Source organism: Butyrivibrio sp. AE3006 (assembly GCF_000424165.1).
GTDB lineage: Bacteria > Bacillota > Clostridia > Lachnospirales > Lachnospiraceae > Butyrivibrio.
On sequence record NZ_AUJJ01000002.1, the window covers coordinates 259528 to 275717 of the forward strand.

Annotated in this window: 10 protein-coding genes; 8 read left to right on the forward strand and 2 right to left on the reverse strand. The window is 42.3% G+C overall.

Translation table 11 applies throughout. The annotated features are described in order from the left end of the window. The first annotated feature begins 167 nt into the window (after positions 1-167). The 4 genes from G603_RS0102890 (at position 168) to G603_RS0102905 (ending at position 4615) form a co-directional block, all read left to right on the forward strand. Positions 168-1664: an aminopeptidase gene (locus tag G603_RS0102890; RefSeq protein ID WP_026669265.1), complete on the forward strand. Its 1497-nt coding sequence runs from the start codon at positions 168-170 to the stop codon at positions 1662-1664. Between the two features lie 177 nt (positions 1665-1841). Then, positions 1842-2921: a tRNA preQ1(34) S-adenosylmethionine ribosyltransferase-isomerase QueA gene (gene queA / locus G603_RS0102895; protein WP_255345549.1), complete on the forward strand. Its 1080-nt coding sequence runs from the start codon at positions 1842-1844 to the stop codon at positions 2919-2921. A 61-nt stretch (positions 2922-2982) separates the two neighbouring features. After that, a complete protein-coding gene (locus G603_RS0102900) occupies positions 2983-3336 on the forward strand; it encodes a PilZ domain-containing protein (protein ID WP_026524198.1) in 354 nt (117 codons plus the stop codon). Between the two features lie 28 nt (positions 3337-3364). Continuing rightward, a complete protein-coding gene (locus G603_RS0102905) occupies positions 3365-4615 on the forward strand; it encodes a nucleotide sugar dehydrogenase (RefSeq protein ID WP_026669267.1) in 1251 nt (416 codons plus the stop codon). A 125-nt stretch (positions 4616-4740) separates the two neighbouring features. Here the strand turns inward: G603_RS0102905 and aroA are convergent, their stop codons facing one another. Next, positions 4741-6072, reverse strand: coding sequence for a 3-phosphoshikimate 1-carboxyvinyltransferase (gene aroA, locus G603_RS0102910; protein WP_051207392.1), 1332 nt, complete (start codon positions 6070-6072; stop codon positions 4741-4743). A gap of 37 nt (positions 6073-6109) precedes the next feature. Then, positions 6110-7210, reverse strand: a complete 1101-nt coding sequence (locus G603_RS0102915) for a prephenate dehydrogenase/arogenate dehydrogenase family protein (protein WP_026669269.1) — start codon at positions 7208-7210, stop codon at positions 6110-6112. Between the two features lie 218 nt (positions 7211-7428). Here G603_RS0102915 and G603_RS0102920 point away from each other — a divergent pair, with 218 nt between their 5' ends. From G603_RS0102920 to G603_RS0102935, 4 genes are all read left to right on the forward strand, one after another. After that, positions 7429-9519, forward strand: a complete 2091-nt coding sequence (locus G603_RS0102920; protein ID WP_026524202.1) for an elongation factor G — start codon at positions 7429-7431, stop codon at positions 9517-9519. Between the two features lie 145 nt (positions 9520-9664). Continuing rightward, entirely contained in the window at positions 9665-11608 is a 1944-nt protein-coding gene (locus G603_RS0102925; protein ID WP_026669270.1) for an EAL domain-containing protein, read from the forward strand. A gap of 114 nt (positions 11609-11722) precedes the next feature. After that, a complete protein-coding gene (gene leuS, locus G603_RS0102930; RefSeq protein WP_026669271.1) occupies positions 11723-14140 on the forward strand; it encodes a leucine--tRNA ligase in 2418 nt (805 codons plus the stop codon). A 276-nt stretch (positions 14141-14416) separates the two neighbouring features. Beyond that, on the forward strand, positions 14417-16129 hold the full coding sequence (locus tag G603_RS0102935; RefSeq protein ID WP_026669272.1) for a methyl-accepting chemotaxis protein: 1713 nt from the start codon (positions 14417-14419) through the stop codon (positions 16127-16129). The last annotated feature ends 61 nt before the right edge of the window (positions 16130-16190 follow it).

Consider the following 16190-nt stretch of genomic DNA (forward strand, 5'->3'; position numbering starts at 1 on the left):
AAAGCCCTCATCCGTCAGCTTCGCTGACACCTTCCCCCTTGGGGGGAAGGCTAAAAAGTCTTCCCCCTTTGGGGGAAGGTGCCCGAAGGGCAGATGGAAGGCTAAAAAGTCTTCCCCCCTTGGGTGGAAGGTGCCCGAAGGGCGGATGAGGGAAAAAGGAGTACACAATGAAAAGAACAAATATATGGACAAAATATAATGCAAAGCAGCTTAAAGAGCTCGAAGCTTTTGCAGATAACTATAAGACATTCCTTGATAATGCCAAGACAGAGCGTGAAGCCATCGACAGCATTGTTAATGAAATTGAGCAGGCAGGCTACCGTGAGCTTAACACTCTTATCGGTAAGAACACCAAGCTTAAAAAGGGCGACAAGGTATACAGTGTTTGGATGAACAAGTCCATCGCTATGTTCCAAATCGGTTCAGATCCACTTGAGACAGGTATGAACATCTTAGGTGCTCATATCGATTCTCCCAGAATGGATGTTAAGCAGAACCCTCTTTATGAGGATACAAACATTGCTTACCTTGATACTCACTACTACGGCGGTATCAAGAAATACCTTTATGTTACAATTCCGCTTTCAATCCACGGTGTTGTAGTTAAGAAGGATGGCACAACAGTACAGCTTAACGTAGGTGAGGACGAGGACGATCCGGTATTCTTCATCAGCGATCTTCTCATTCACCTTTCAGGCGATCTTATGAGCAAGAAGGCTGCTACAGTAGTTGAGGGCGAGGCTCTTGATCTTGTAGTTGGAAGCAGACCTTTTGTAATTGAGAGCGATGAAAAGAAAAAGGCTGAAAAGAAGAACACAAAGCTTACAGACGGCCAGCAGTATGCTGTAGCTTATGAGAAGGAAGAAAAGGAAGTAAGCGGCAAGGTTTCAGGAGCTGTTAAGCGCGGAATCCTTGGCATCCTTAATGACCTCTACGGAATCGAAGAGGAAGATTTCCTCTCAGCTGAGCTTGAAATCGTTCCTGCAGGAAAAGCAAGAGATGCAGGTTTTGACCGCTCAATGATCCTTGCTTATGGTCAGGATGACAGAGTATGTGCATATCCTTCAATGGAAGCACTCCTTGGAGTTAAGAATCTTAAGAGAACAGGCTGCTGTATCCTTGTTGATAAGGAAGAAATCGGAAGCGTTGGAGCTACCGGTATGCAGAGTAAATTCTTTGAGAACGCTGTAGCTGAGCTTATGAATCTCTGCGGCGATTATTCAGAGCTTAAACTTAGAAGATGCCTTGCAAATTCATGCATGCTTTCATCAGATGTTAATGCTGCATTCGATCCTATGTATGCAGGCCAGTTCGAGAAGAAAAATGCATCACTTCTTGGCTATGGCCCTGTATTCAGCAAGTTCACAGGAAGCCGCGGAAAGTCAGGCTCAAATGATGCTAATGCTGAGTACATCGCTCATCTCAGAAGCATCTTTGAAGAGGATGACGTTGACTTCCAGATGGCAGAGCTTGGTAAGGTTGATGTAGGCGGTGGCGGAACTATCGCATATATCCTTGCTCTTTATGGAATGAATGTTATCGATGCAGGCGTAGCAGTCCTTAATATGCATGCTCCTTATGAAGCAACATCCAAGGCTGATATTTACGAGGCGCTCCGCCTGTATAAGACATTCTTAAATAAGGCCGGAATGACTAATATGTAAAGCACCCTCATCCGGCACTTCGTGCCACCTTCCCCCTGGGGGGAAGGCAAAAAAGAGCCTTCTCCCCAGGGGGATGGCAGGAAAATAGCCTTTTCCCCAGGGGTAGGGCAAGAAAAGAGCCTTCTCCCTTGGGGAGAAGGTGCCCGAAGGGCGGATGAGGGATATTAGGAGAAAATATTGAGTACTACAGAAAATAATGCGCAGGACCCGAACCTGGGCCTTCGCACAAGTGATTATTATTTTGATCTTCCCGAGGAGCTGATCGCCCAGGATCCGCTCATGTCCAGGGATGATTGTAAGCTTCTTGTAATGAACAAAACGTCGGGCAAGATAGCACATAAGATTTTCCATGACATCATAGATTACCTTAATCCGGGGGACTGCCTGGTTCTTAATGATACCAAGGTTATTCCCGCAAGACTTCTTGGAACCAAGAAGGACACAGGAGCTGCCGTTGAAATACTTCTTCTGAAAAGAAGAGAGAATGATATTTGGGAGACTCTTGTAAAGCCAGGCAAAAAGCTTCGTCCGGGAGCAGAAGTTACCTTTGGTGACGGCAGTCTTACAGCAAAGATTCTTGATATCGTGGAAGAGGGCAACAGACTCGTTCAGTTTTACTACGAGGGTATTTTTGAAGAGGTACTTGACAGACTTGGAGAAATGCCGCTGCCTCCTTATATCACCCATAAACTTCAGGATAAGAATATGTATCAGACAGTTTATGCCAAGTATGAAGGTTCAGCTGCAGCACCTACTGCGGGACTTCATTTTACACAGGAACTTCTTCAGAAGATTCAGGATAAGGGAATTGATCTTGCCTATGTAACTCTTCATGTGGGACTTGGTACTTTCAGACCTGTTAAGGTTACCAATGTGCTAGAGCATCACATGCATACAGAGTGGTATCAGGTTACAAAGGAAGCAGCAGATAAGATAAATAAGGCCAAAGAAGGCGGACACAGAGTAATCTGTGTAGGCACTACATCCTGCAGAACCATTGAAAGCGCTGCGGATGAGAATGGTCACATCGAAGAGTGTGCGGATAATACATCCATATTTATTTATCCGGGCTACAAATTCAAGGTGACTGACTGCCTTATCACAAACTTCCATCTCCCTGAGTCAACGCTTGTGATGTTAGTATCTGCTCTTGCAGGCAGAGAACATGTGCTTAATGCATACAAAGAAGCAATAGATAACAGGTATAGATTTTTCTCTTTTGGCGATGCTTGTTTCTTTACGGACGATGAAATATAAGCTAAGATATATTTAATAATGGTATTGCTAAGTTCATTAAAATACATATGTGGGGGATATTATGGACGAGAGAAGAAAATACAAGAGACTTGATCTTGAAGGTGAGCTTATCATGAAGTCAATGTATGGAGGCGGTGACGGTGATGCAGAGACTGTCGCTATTTCCATTATGAACTGCTCAAGGGCAGGAATGGGCTTTATGTCTGACGTTCAGTTGGTTATGGGTGACAATTACGAAGCAAATATCACCATTTGGACCAAAGAAGTCTTGCATGTATTTATCAAAATTGTAAGAGGCACCATGCTTGAGAATGGATATGAATATGGTGCTATCTTTATTGGAATGCCGGAATATGACCGTCAGCGTATCTCTGTATATGAGACAGTTCAGGAGACGCTTGCCGGCGAAGAATAAGACTTCGGCTCCATAAATGGGAGGAAAAATGCACAATATTGAAGATGTAAAGATTGCTGTTGCAGGTGCGGGATATGTAGGACTTTCAATAGCATCGCTTCTTTCACAGAGACATCAGGTTACGGTTGTTGATGTAATCCCTGAAAAAGTAGAGATGCTGAATAAGCGTATATCTCCGATTCAGGATGAGTATATTGAGAAGTATTTAGAGGAAAAAGAGCTCAAGCTTTCTGCTACAACAGATGGCGAGGCTGCTTATAAGGATGCTGATTTTGTAGTTATTGCAGCACCTACCAATTATGATAGCAAGAAGAATTATTTTGACACCAGTGCTGTTGAAGCAGTTATCGATCTTGTAAAGAAGGTTAATCCAAATGCCTTCATGGTAATTAAGAGCACGATCCCTGTTGGCTACACCGAGAAGGTGAGAGAGAAGATGGGATCAGACAAGATAATGTTCAGTCCGGAGTTCCTTAGGGAGTCCAAGGCTCTTTATGACAATCTCTATCCCAGCAGAATCATTGTGGGTATGGATGAGAAGGATGAAAAGCTTGTAGAAGCAGCTCATACTTTTGCAAGGCTCCTTGAAGAAGCAGCACTTAAAGAGAATGTAGATGTTCTTTTCATGGGCACTACAGAAGCAGAGGCAGTTAAGCTTTTTGCCAATACATATCTGGCTCTTAGAGTATCATATTTCAATGAGCTTGATACATACGCTGAGATGAAGGAGCTTGATACAGCCAGCATTATCAGAGGCGTTTGTCTTGATCCCAGAATTGGAGATTTTTATAACAATCCTTCCTTTGGATATGGCGGATATTGCCTGCCTAAGGATACCAAGCAGCTTTTGGCTAATTATTCCGATGTTCCGGAGAACCTCATCGAAGCCATTGTTGATGCCAACAGAACCAGAAAGGATTTCATTGCAGACAGAGTGCTTGATATAGCAGGTGCTTACGGTAACAGCGCAAGCTATGACAAGAGCTTTGAGCATGAGGTTGTGGTAGGCGTTTACAGACTTACCATGAAGAGTAATTCCGATAACTTCCGTCAGAGCAGTATTCAGGGAGTTATGAAGCGCATTAAAGCTAAAGGCGCTACAGTTATTATCTATGAGCCGACCCTTGAGGATGGAACTACCTTCTTTGGAAGCAGGATCGTTAATGATCTTGAAGAGTTCAAAAAAGAAAGCCAGGCAATCATAGCTAACCGCTATGACAGCTGTCTTGATGATGTAAAGGATAAGGTATACACAAGAGATATCTTTAAGAGAGACTGATTTTAATTAAAGCAAATTGAAAGGAATGTTGTTAAGAGAAATAATTCTCAAATGCAACATTCCTTTTTATTTTACTTTATTTGCTGTTCCTGCAGGATAACCTGACAGGTCTACAGAAAATCTGTTTACTGCAAAAGTCTCTTAAGATCATTGAAGAAAGCGGGATAGGAGATACCTACGCATTTGTCATCGATGATCCTGGTCTGACCGCTTGCTGCGAGAGCTGCGATTGCAAAACTCATGGCTATTCTGTGGTCACCCTCTGTTTCTATGTCTGCTGCTACAAAAGGACGTCCGCCGTTAATGATCATTCCGTCATCTGTGGGTTCTATATCAACGCCCATAAGTTTTAAGTTGTTGCAGATGGCATCAATTCTGTTTGATTCCTTGACCTTAAGCTCTGCAGCGTCCTTGATGATGGTGGTGCAGTTTGCGGAAGCGGCAACAACGGCGAAGATTGGAAGCTCATCTATCATGGTAGGAATAAGCTTACCTGAAAGCTCGAATCTGCCGTTTACTCCGCCATGGAGCTGTGAATAACGAACGTGAAGATCAGCTCTTGGCTCAATTGATTCATCTACATTTTCAAGCTCTATATCTGCACCCATCTGCTTAAGTACGCAGAGGATTCCTGATCTTGTCTTATTGATTCCAACGTTATGGATCACAATGTCTGAACCCGGAACAAGGAGAGCTGCAGCGATAAAATATGCAGCAGAAGAAATATCGCCGGGGACATTTACTTTGATACCTCTAAGAGGTGAACCGGGATGAAGGATAGCAGCGGCGCTTCCTTTTACATCAACTTCATTATGAATATCTGCACCATAAGCTCTTAGCATTATCTCTGTGTGATTCCTGCTGAGAGCGGGTTCATAAACTACGGTATCGCTGTCTGAATAAAGTCCTGCAAGAAGAATACAGGATTTAACCTGAGCGGAAGCGACAGGACTGTGATATGTGATACCATGAAGTCTTTTGCCACCCTTGATGATAAGAGGAGCGCAGTCATTTCCTTTAAGTGAAGATATGTCTGCTCCCATCTGAGTAAGAGGCTTGATGATTCTGTTCATGGGGCGCTGCTCAATGGAATTATCACCTGTGAGCACTGTATCAAAAGGCTGAGCAGCGAGAATACCGGCAATAAGTCTTGTGGTAGTGCCGCTGTTGCCTGTGAAAAGTCCTGTATCCGGTGCGGAGAGTCCATGAAGGCCTCTGCCGTGAACGGTTATTGTGGGAACGCCGTGAACGGGACGCTGAGTATGTTCTATCTGGATTCCGAGCTTTCTAAAGCAATCAATGGTAGAAAGGCAGTCTGCGCCTTCTAGAAAACCGGTGATCTCAGTTGTGCCATCAGCAAGCGCGCCGAACATGACGCTTCTATGTGAAATGGATTTATCCCCAGGGACGTAAACATGTCCCTTTAACGGTTTAGAACTTTTTTCAATACTTATCATGGATTGCACCTCATTTATGTCTTAGAAAATTATGCAGTTACTTGGCGGATGGATATCCGTGATTGTCTAATAATTGTACAGCTTTTTCCATTGCTTTTCCATCATGAAACTCGATGCTGAGAGTTCCGTGTTCGTCCTCTCTGTTGTGAACAATACCGATATTCTTGATGTTGATACCATTGACAGAAAGAAGAGTAGCAACAGAAGCAATGTTGCCGGGTTCGTCGGCGATATCGACCCTTGTGATATAGGTTTTCCTGATGGGACCTCTGTTGAGATCGTTGAAGGAATCCCTGTATTCTCTGGCAGATGAAAAGAACTCCATAAGACCATCGCCGTCGGCCTCATCTATTACGTCTTTCATTTCCTTTATATAGCTTATATATCTGTCCAGCAGTGTCACGATATTTTTTCTGTTGGTGAGGCATATCTGCTGGAGCATAACAGGCGAAGAGGAAGAGATCCTTGTGATATCCTTAAAACCGCCTGCTGCTATTGTCTTCATAAGACCGTCTGAATAGTCGCTTCTCTCAACAAGATTCACAAGGCATCCGCTTATTACGTGGGGGACATGGCTTATGGCTGCGGTTGCAAAATCATGCTGCTCATAAGGAATGATGAGAGGAGTGGCACCCATAAGTTCCACAAGCTCTCTGTAGTTTTCAAGACGCTCATCTGAGGTCTTCTCTGTTTTAGTTAGGATATAATAGGCGTTTTCCAGTATTGAAGCCTTGGAGTTGATATATCCGATACGTTCGGTACCTGCCATGGGGTGACCGCCTATGAACTGATCTTCAAGACCAAGTTCCTTAACGTGTTCGTGGATACTTGTTTTTACTGAGCCGATGTCAGACAAAGTGGTCTTTTTATCAAGAAACGGCTTTAATATGGAAAGATTATCATTGTTCCTCTCAATGGGAGCACATAAAAAAATGTAGTCACATCCCGTGAAGTGTTCATCTATAGCGGGCGCTATCTCGTCTACGATACCGTCAGCCTTGGCTCTTTCAGAGGTTTCGCGGTGGGGAGTGTAGGAAACTATGCGCATCCCCGGTGCTTTCTCCTTCAGAGCTCTTGCCATGGATCCACCGATCAGTCCAAGACCGATAAAACCACAGGTTATATCGTTTGCATTCATTGAATTTACCTCGAGTTTTTCTCTTTGACATTGCCAAATGCTTGGCGAAATCTATATCACTATAACACGTTAAAGTGCGAAAAGCAATAATTGTGCAAATTGTTTTGAATTACTTGTATTGTATGCACAATTTTAGTAAAATATCTCTATAGGGTTGGGGGAAATCTGAATATTCTCAAGCATTTTACCCAAAGAAATAAATTACTGGAGGAACAGAGATGAAAGTTTACACTAGTGACAAAATTCGCAATGTCGTACTCTTAGGTCACGGGGGAGCAGGAAAAACTTCTCTAGCTGAGGCAATGGCATATCTTGCAGGTATCACATCCCGTATGGGTAAGGTAGCTGATGGAAATACCGTTAGTGATTTCGACAAAGAAGAACAGAAGCGTCAGTTCTCAATCAGCACAACAAATATTGCGCTTGAGTGGGATGATCACAAGATCAACCTTCTTGATGCACCCGGATTTTTCGATTTTGTCGGAGAAGTTCAGGAAGCAATGAGCGTTGCAGATGCAGCGATCATCGTAGTTTCAGGTAAGGCCGGCGTTGAAGTTGGAACTGAGAGAGCATGGGATCTTTGTGAGAAATACGGAATACCGCGTATGTTCTTTGTATCCGACATGGATATTGATGATGCATCATACAGACAGGTAGTTCAGGATCTTACAGATAAATATGGAAAGAAGATTGCACCTTTCAATCTTCCTATTCGTGAGAATGAGAAGTTTGTAGGTTATGTAAATGTTATTCAGGAGAAGGGCTTCCGTTGGGAAGGCAAGGAAGCAGTTGAGTGCGAGATTCCTGAATATAATAAAGAATACTTAAGTCAGTATCGTGATACTCTTATGGAAGCAGTTGCTGAGACCAGTGAAGAGTTCATGGACAGATATTTCAGCGGAGAGACATTCTCTGAGCAGGAGATTCGTTCCGCACTTCGTAACAACGTTTGTGACGGTTCCATCGTTCCCATCGAGATGGGTTCAAGCATTCTCGCTCAGGGCGTTTATACACTTCTTGATGATATCATCAAGTACATGCCCGCTCCCGAGAACCGCAAGATGGCCGGCATCAACATGAAGACCAATGAGATCTTCGAAGCTAACTTCGATTTCGCAAAGCCTAAGACAGCTTTCGTATTTAAGACCATGATGGATCCTTTCATTGGAAAGTATTCCATGATCAAGGTTCGTTCAGGCGTTATCAAGACTGATGATGTTATGTACGATTCCAACAAGGATACAGAGCTTAAGATCGGTAAGATCTATGTAATGCAGGGTAACAAGACAATAGAAGTTCCCGAGCTCCATGCAGGTGATTTCGGTGCTCTTCAGAAGCTTGATATCAGTACAGGTGATACCCTTTCAACCAAGGCTAATCCTGTTCAGTATGCTAAGATGGATATCTCTGAGCCTTACACATACATGAGATATAAGGCAAAGAATAAGGCTGATATTGATAAGATTGCCCAGTCTCTTGCAAAGCTTGCAGCTGAAGATGCAACTCTTAAGGTTGTAAATGATGCTGAGAACCGTCAGTCACTTATCTATGGTATGGGTGACATGCATCTGGATATCGCAGTTAGTAAGCTCCTTAACGAGTACAAGGTTGAGGTAGAGCTGGATAAACCCAAGGTAGCTTTCAGAGAGACTATCCGCAAGACTTCTGATGTTGAGTACAAATATAAGAAGCAGACCGGCGGACATGGTCAGTATGGTCACGTTAAGATGCGTTTCTCACCTTCAGGTGATGATACCCAGGCTTACACCTTCGAACAGGAGGTTGTAGGTGGAGCAGTTCCGAAGAACTACTTCCCAGCTGTTGAAAAGGGTATTAACGAGGCATCACAGAGAGGACCTCTTGCAGCATATCCTGTTGTTGGCGTTAAGGCAGTTCTTTATGATGGATCATACCATCCGGTAGATTCCTCAGAAATGGCCTTCAAGGTTGCAGCAAGTAATGCGTTCAAGAAGGGCTTCATGGAAGCAGGACCTGTTCTTCTTGAGCCTATCGCAAGTCTTAAGGTTACTGTTCCGGATGCTTACACCGGAGACGTTATGGGTGATCTCAATAAGAGAAGAGGCCGTGTTCTCGGAATGAATCCTACAGGTAACGGCAAGCAGGTTATTGAAGCCGACATTCCTATGATGGAGCTTTTCGGCTATTGCACAACTCTTCGTTCAATGACCGGTGGTGCAGGTGATTATGAATATTCATTTGCACGCTATGAGCAGGCACCTTCAGACATTCAGGAGAAGGAAGTAGCTGCAAGAGCAGAGAAAGTTAAAGAGAACGGAATAGAAGACTAATTAAGTATTTTATGGGGCATCGTCTTATGATGATGCCCTATTTTTTATACTTTTTTTAGCCTTTGTTTAATGTAAGTTGATACTATTATGCTACGATATTTAAAATGAAGGCTAACTTTAATTTGATAATTATGAGGGTTGAATCATGCCGATGTTTGGAATACAGAACACTCTGAGATATGAGATTGTAGGTGAGTATGCGAGCCTTTTTCTTTCGCTGCTCATTCTTATTTTTATGTCGCTGACAAAACCCAGGCAATCCAAAGCCTTTAGTTTTCTTGTATGGGGCAATTTTACCTCTATTATTGCCACCATTTTAATGATCGTAATCGTGGAGATAGCCAGCAATACCGAGTATTATAGCAGAGGCTCCTTCACAGTACTGCTGATAGTATTTCTTATTCTTTATTCTTTTATTCTTGTTGATACCTTCAATTATATAAATCTTATGAGTGAGCGAAGGATAAAAAGGCGCGACGTTATTGTAATGATTTATATTTTTGTTGCAGTAGCTTATTTTTCAGGTGCAATCTATCAGGTTGCAATGAAAAATTTCTATTATGTTAGAACAGATGGTATCGATATTACACATTTCACAAGATATTACTGCATAGCCGGTATGATCTGTGCAACCATATGCTTTGTTATGTGCTTCCAGAGAAGGGCAACCATTTCAAGAATAGTTATGAGGGGAATCTATATAGTTATTCCTCTTGAGTTTGTCGTACTTATGGCACAGATACTGGACAGAAATTCAATTTTCAGTGCAGCTACTTATACTATGCCCTTTATTGCAATTTACCTCCTTTTCCATTCAAACCCTTATGATGAAGACACCGGATGTCAGAATGTGGGGGCAATGGAGAGCAGATTCATAACAAACAACAGAATGGGAAGAGTGTTCTACCTGGCATATATTGAGTTTCCGCAGCTCCTTGGAAATTCCAGAAATCCCAATTACGAGGTTCTTACACTTGAACTCGCGGATGTTTGCAGGAAAATTGAGCGCATATCAAGAAACATCCACATGTACCGTGTAAATTACGGAACCTTCATAGCAATTATGGAGGTAAAGGAACGCTCTGATGCAGAAAACTACGCGGATCAGATGCATGATATTCTGGATGAATTCTACAGAACAGATATTGATCATATTCATTATTTCCTTGGTATCGGTGGCGATAGCAGGCGTTTTGTGGCCCAGGGAAATAAATGGACTCAGTTTTTCATGAAATACATAAAGCAAAAATATATGGTGGATGGACAAAATGTGTATGTTTTTGCTAACGGAAACGATTTTCGCTCTTATGATAATATCTATAATATCGAGCAGACACTGGCTGATATCAGAGCAAAGATGAATCCTGATGATGACAGAATCCTGTGCTATGCGCAGCCTATCTACAGTGTTGAAAAGGAAAGCTTCAGATCAGCGGAAGCTCTTATGCGTCTTTGCATAGACGGAAGGATGATTCCTCCGGATGAATTCATTAAGATTGCTGAGAACACCGGCTGCATCCATTCCCTTACCGTTATTATGATGCACAAGGTCTGCAAAGCTGTGGAAGAACTTTCAGAGCAATATGATTTTGATGCCCTTACCATAAACTGTTCAACAGCGGATTTTGTGGACAGAGAGTTCTACAAAGAGATCATGGATATCATCCATACCTACAATATCGACCAGAAGAAGATTCGTTTAGAGCTTACAGAATCAATGATGGCGGATAGCTATGATGCGGTTAAGCACAATATGAATATGCTTAACATGGAAGGCATTCAGCTTTATATGGATGATTTCGGCACAGGTTATTCCAATTTGGAGCGTGTTCTTGATGTGCCGGTTCAGACTATCAAGTTCGATAAGTCCCTGCTTTATAAGTCAATTCAGGATTCACGAGTAGAGGATATCATTTCTTACATGATTGATACCTTTAAGAAGAACGGCTTCATCACACTGGTAGAAGGTGTAGAAGATGAGCTTCAGAAAAATTACAGTATAAAGCGAGGCTTTGACTATATTCAGGGCTATCACTATGCAAAACCCATGCCTATAGAAAACCTCAGTAAATATTTTAATAAGAAGTGATGATATCCTGAATTATAGGATTAAAATTTCGGAATTCTTGAATAAGCCCCTTTTATATGGTAAAATTTGAAAAGTTTATTTTCGCGAAAATCCATATAAAATGAGGTGCTATAAATGTCAGAGTTATACAATCACAAAGAAGTCGAGCAGAAATGGCAGAAGATTTGGGACGATGAGGATGCATTCGCAGCAACGGATGATTACTCAAAGCCTAAATATTATGCCTTAGTTGAGTTCCCCTATCCTTCAGGACAGGGACTTCATGTAGGACATCCACGTCCTTATACAGCGCTTGATATCGTTGCACGTAAGCGCAGAATGCAGGGCTACAATGTTCTCTATCCTATGGGATGGGATGCTTTTGGTCTTCCCACAGAGAACTATGCCATCAAAAATCACATTCACCCTAAGATCGTAACAGCAAACAATGTCAAGAAGTTCAAGGATCAGCTTCATTCCCTTGGATATTCTTTTGATTGGAAAAGAGAGATCAACACTACTGATCCTAATTACTACAAGTGGACTCAGTGGATTTTCTTAAAGCTTTTCAAGGAAGGACTTGCATATAAAAAGGAGATGCCTATCAACTGGTGTACTTCATGTAAGGTTGGTCTTGCTAACGAGGAAGTTGTTAACGGTGTTTGTGAGCGCTGCGGATCTGAAGTAGTTCGTAAGGTAAAGAGTGAGTGGATGCTGAAGATCACAGAGTATGCTGATAAGCTCATCGACGGACTTGATAGTGTTGATTATATTGAGAGAGTTAAGGTATCTCAGAAGAACTGGATCGGCCGCAGTACAGGTGCTGAGGTTGATTTTGCGATCAAGGATACAGAGGACCATCTGACAGTTTATACCACAAGATGTGATACACTTTTTGGTGCTACATATATGGTAGTATCTCCCGAGCATCCTTATCTTGATAAGTATCAGGACAGAATTGCTAACTGGAATGATATCATTGCATACAGAGAAGCAGCTGCCAAGAAGTCTGATTTCGAGAGATCAGAGCTTGCAAAGGATAAGACCGGTGTTCAGATTGACGGCCTTATGGCAATCAATCCCGTAAATGGCAAAGAGATTCCGATCTGGGTTTCTGATTATGTACTTATGAGTTATGGTACAGGTGCTATCATGGCGGTTCCTGCTCATGATGACAGAGACTGGGAGTTTGCTAAGAAGTTTGGTCTTCCTATTATCCAGGTTGTTGCCAAGGACGGTGAAGAGGTAGATGTTAACGCAGCAGCATTTACGGATGTGGCTACAGGCGTACTTATCAATTCAGATTTCATCAACGGTCTTTCTGTAAAGGATGCCAAGGAAAAGATGATTTCTTTCCTTGAGGAGAAGAAGATAGGACACGCACAGGTTAATTACAAGCTTCGTGACTGGGTATTCTCACGTCAGAGATATTGGGGTGAGCCTATTCCGATTGTTGACTGCCCTAAGTGCGGATATGTAGCAATTGATGAGTCAGAGCTTCCACTTCTTCTTCCTGAAGTAGAGAGCTATGAGCCTACAGATAACGGTGAGTCACCGCTTGCAGCTATGACAGATTGGGTTAATACAACATGTCCCTGCTGCGGAGGTCCTGCTAAGAGAGAGACAGATACAATGCCTCAGTGGGCAGGTTCATCATGGTATTTCCTTAGATATACAGATCCTACCAATGATAAAGCGCTTGCAAGCAAGGAAGCACTTAAATATTGGATGCCTGTAGACTGGTACAACGGAGGAATGGAGCATACAACACTTCACCTTCTTTATTCCAGATTCTGGCACAAGTTCCTTTATGATCAGGGCGTTGTAACAACTCCCGAGCCTTACCAGAAGAGAACAAGTCACGGTATGATCCTTGGTGAAAACGGCGAGAAGATGAGTAAATCTCGTGGTAACGTTGTTAATCCTGATGATATCGTTGAGGATTATGGTGCAGATACACTTCGTACCTATGAGATGTTCATCGGAGCATTCGACCTTGCTGCTTCATGGTCTGAAGATGGTGTTAAGGGCTGTCGCAGATTCCTTGAGAGAGTATGGAAGCTCCAGGATATTCTTGTAGATGGCGATGAGTATTCAGATGAACTCAAGGGTGAGATGCACAGAACCATCAAGAAGGTATCAAGTGATTTTGAGAATCTTAAGTACAATACAGCTATCGCAGCAATGATGTCACTTATCAATGACTTCTATAAAAAGAACGCTGTTACTAAGGCTGAGTACAAGACACTTATCACTATGCTCAATCCTGTAGCACCTCATATCACAGAGGAGATCTGGCAGAGAATCGGTGGCGAAGGCAGACTTTATCAGCAGACATGGCCTGAGTATGATGAGGCTCTCACTGTTGAGAACACTGTAGAGATCGCTGTACAGGTTAACGGTAAGGTACGTGCTACAATCTCAATCGGCAAGGATGATCCTAAGGATGATGTTCTTGCAAAAGCAAGAGAAGCAATCTCAGGTAAGTTTGATGGCAATATCATCAAAGAGATTTATGTTCCCGGCAAGATTGTAAATATCGTTATGAAATAATAACAAAATAAAATGAATCGTATTAAGAGCAGGCTGGCTATTTTCGTCAAGCCTGTTCTTTTTACTTAAAATTAATGTGAGGATGTATCAAGTTAAAAATATAATCTTCATTATTTTTTGTTTGAAATATGTATTTAGCAATTCTTAAATTTTTGAAAAATCGTATATTAATGTATGTTTATTTCATTTGATTTGTGTAGAATTAAATTATGCATAAATACTATGCTGTCAAATTTCAGGAAGGTGATTTTTCTTTTAAGAAGGGAGTAGGCGGCGATGAGCGTGATAAATCTTGTACGTGTTGATGAGAAGAAAATTCATGATCTGAGTGTTAAGGAGAAATTCGACTCCACATTCAAACAGATAATCATTATGTTCTGCACAACGGCAGCAATTTTGGCGATAACCATTCTTGCAGCTCTTATCTCAGTAAGAACAATTTATCGTAAGTACTACACAATGAATACCTACCAGGCAGAGATAAGAATTGATGTTCAGGCATTATCCAAAGCTTTTCTGTGGGCACTTTCATCTCCTGATGATGCAATTCGTCAGGAACAACTTGGAAAAGCTATGGAAAAGTTCGCTGAGTTTGATGCTAACCTTGCTAATCTTGAGACAGTGTTGGATGATACCTCAGCATTAACGGCAGTGTCAAATGATCTTAAGATAGTACAGCAAAATGGAAAGACGCTTGGTGATATGTTCACCAATGGATCAACCTCGGAAGAAATATTCTACTATTTCAATGATACACTGTATCCTTCCATTGATGCCGCGGTACAGGATTTTAAGAGCGTTTCTTCAGGTTCAAAGGAAGCAGCGGCATCTGCATACCGAGCTGCTCTCATTATGGGTATAGTGCTTTCAACGCTTTCCATAATCATTGTTATCATGGTTATGATTTATATCGTTGACGTAAAGAAAAAACTATCCAAGTCTATTCTTGAACCTGTTGAAGAGATTTCAAAGGCTGCAGACGATATGTCCAGAGGAAATCTTAATATCAACATTGATTACACATCAGGAGATGAGCTTGGCAGACTTGCCAAGGATCTGAATGAGTCTACATCAATCACTGAACGTATTGTTGCTGATATCAGAGAAACCCTGAGGATTGTCGCTGATGGCGATTTCACACAGGGAACGCTTCATCCCGAGCTTTATAAAGAAGATTTTGCTCCTATAAAGGAAGCTCTTAATAATATTACAGAATCTCTTTCAGATACTCTTTCACGTGTTAAGGATTCGTCCAACCATGTATCTGAGGGTGCAAGTGGAATGAGCAGAGGGGCTACTGATCTGGCAGAAGGCGCTACAGATCAGGCTGCAGCCGTTGAAGAGCTGACAGCATCTGTTAATACAGTTACAGAACAGACCAAACTCATGGCTGAAACAGCAGAGAAATCCAGAAAGATGGCAGAGAAGGTTCGTGAGGATGCAGATGCCAGCGCTCGTAAGATGCATCTTGTAACAGATGCAATGGTAAGGATCACAGAGGCATCCAACGAGATTGAGCAGGTAACCAATTCAATCGAATCTATTGCAAAGCAGACTCAGTTGCTTGCTCTTAATGCATCTATCGAGGCTGCAAGAGCAGGAGAGTCAGGAAAAGGCTTTGCAGTTGTTGCTGAAGAAATCAGCACATTGGCAAGTCAGAGTTCTGAGGCTGCAAAGAATACTCATCAGCTTATTCAGGATACAATGGAAGAAATCAGAAACGGTAATGATGTTGTTGGAGAGACAACAGATGCCCTTCAGCAGATGCAGGCATCAGTTGAAGAAATTACCGGCATGATAATGGAAACCGGAGAGATGGCACAGAATCAGGCCACCAGCATGGAAGAGATCAACGAAGGTATCGATCAGATTTCCTCAGTAGTTCAGAGCAACTCTGAGACCGCTCAGGAATCCAGCAATGTATCCCAGACCCTCACCGAGCAGTCCGAAGACCTCAACAGAATGATCAACCAGTTCAAACTCAGATGACTTAGCGAATGACTTAGCGATGTATTTTATCATGAGCCACAAGTGACACGTTTAAAGGTTT

Bases quoted from the DNA above. Each gene is read 5' to 3' on its own strand.
- G603_RS0102890 (WP_026669265.1), top strand. From the start codon at position 168: ATGAAAAGAACAAATATATGGACAAAATATAATGCAAAGCAGCTTAAA.
- G603_RS0102900 (WP_026524198.1), top strand. From the start codon at position 2,983: ATGGACGAGAGAAGAAAATACAAGAGACTTGATCTTGAAGGTGAGCTT.
- G603_RS0102935 (WP_026669272.1), top strand. From the start codon at position 14,417: ATGAGCGTGATAAATCTTGTACGTGTTGATGAGAAGAAAATTCATGAT.
- G603_RS0102915 (WP_026669269.1), bottom strand. From the start codon at position 7,210: ATGAATGCAAACGATATAACCTGTGGTTTTATCGGTCTTGGACTGATC.
- leuS (WP_026669271.1), top strand. From the start codon at position 11,723: ATGTCAGAGTTATACAATCACAAAGAAGTCGAGCAGAAATGGCAGAAG.
- G603_RS0102925 (WP_026669270.1), top strand. From the start codon at position 9,665: ATGCCGATGTTTGGAATACAGAACACTCTGAGATATGAGATTGTAGGT.
- aroA (WP_051207392.1), bottom strand. From the start codon at position 6,072: ATGATAAGTATTGAAAAAAGTTCTAAACCGTTAAAGGGACATGTTTAC.
- G603_RS0102920 (WP_026524202.1), top strand. From the start codon at position 7,429: ATGAAAGTTTACACTAGTGACAAAATTCGCAATGTCGTACTCTTAGGT.
- G603_RS0102905 (WP_026669267.1), top strand. From the start codon at position 3,365: ATGCACAATATTGAAGATGTAAAGATTGCTGTTGCAGGTGCGGGATAT.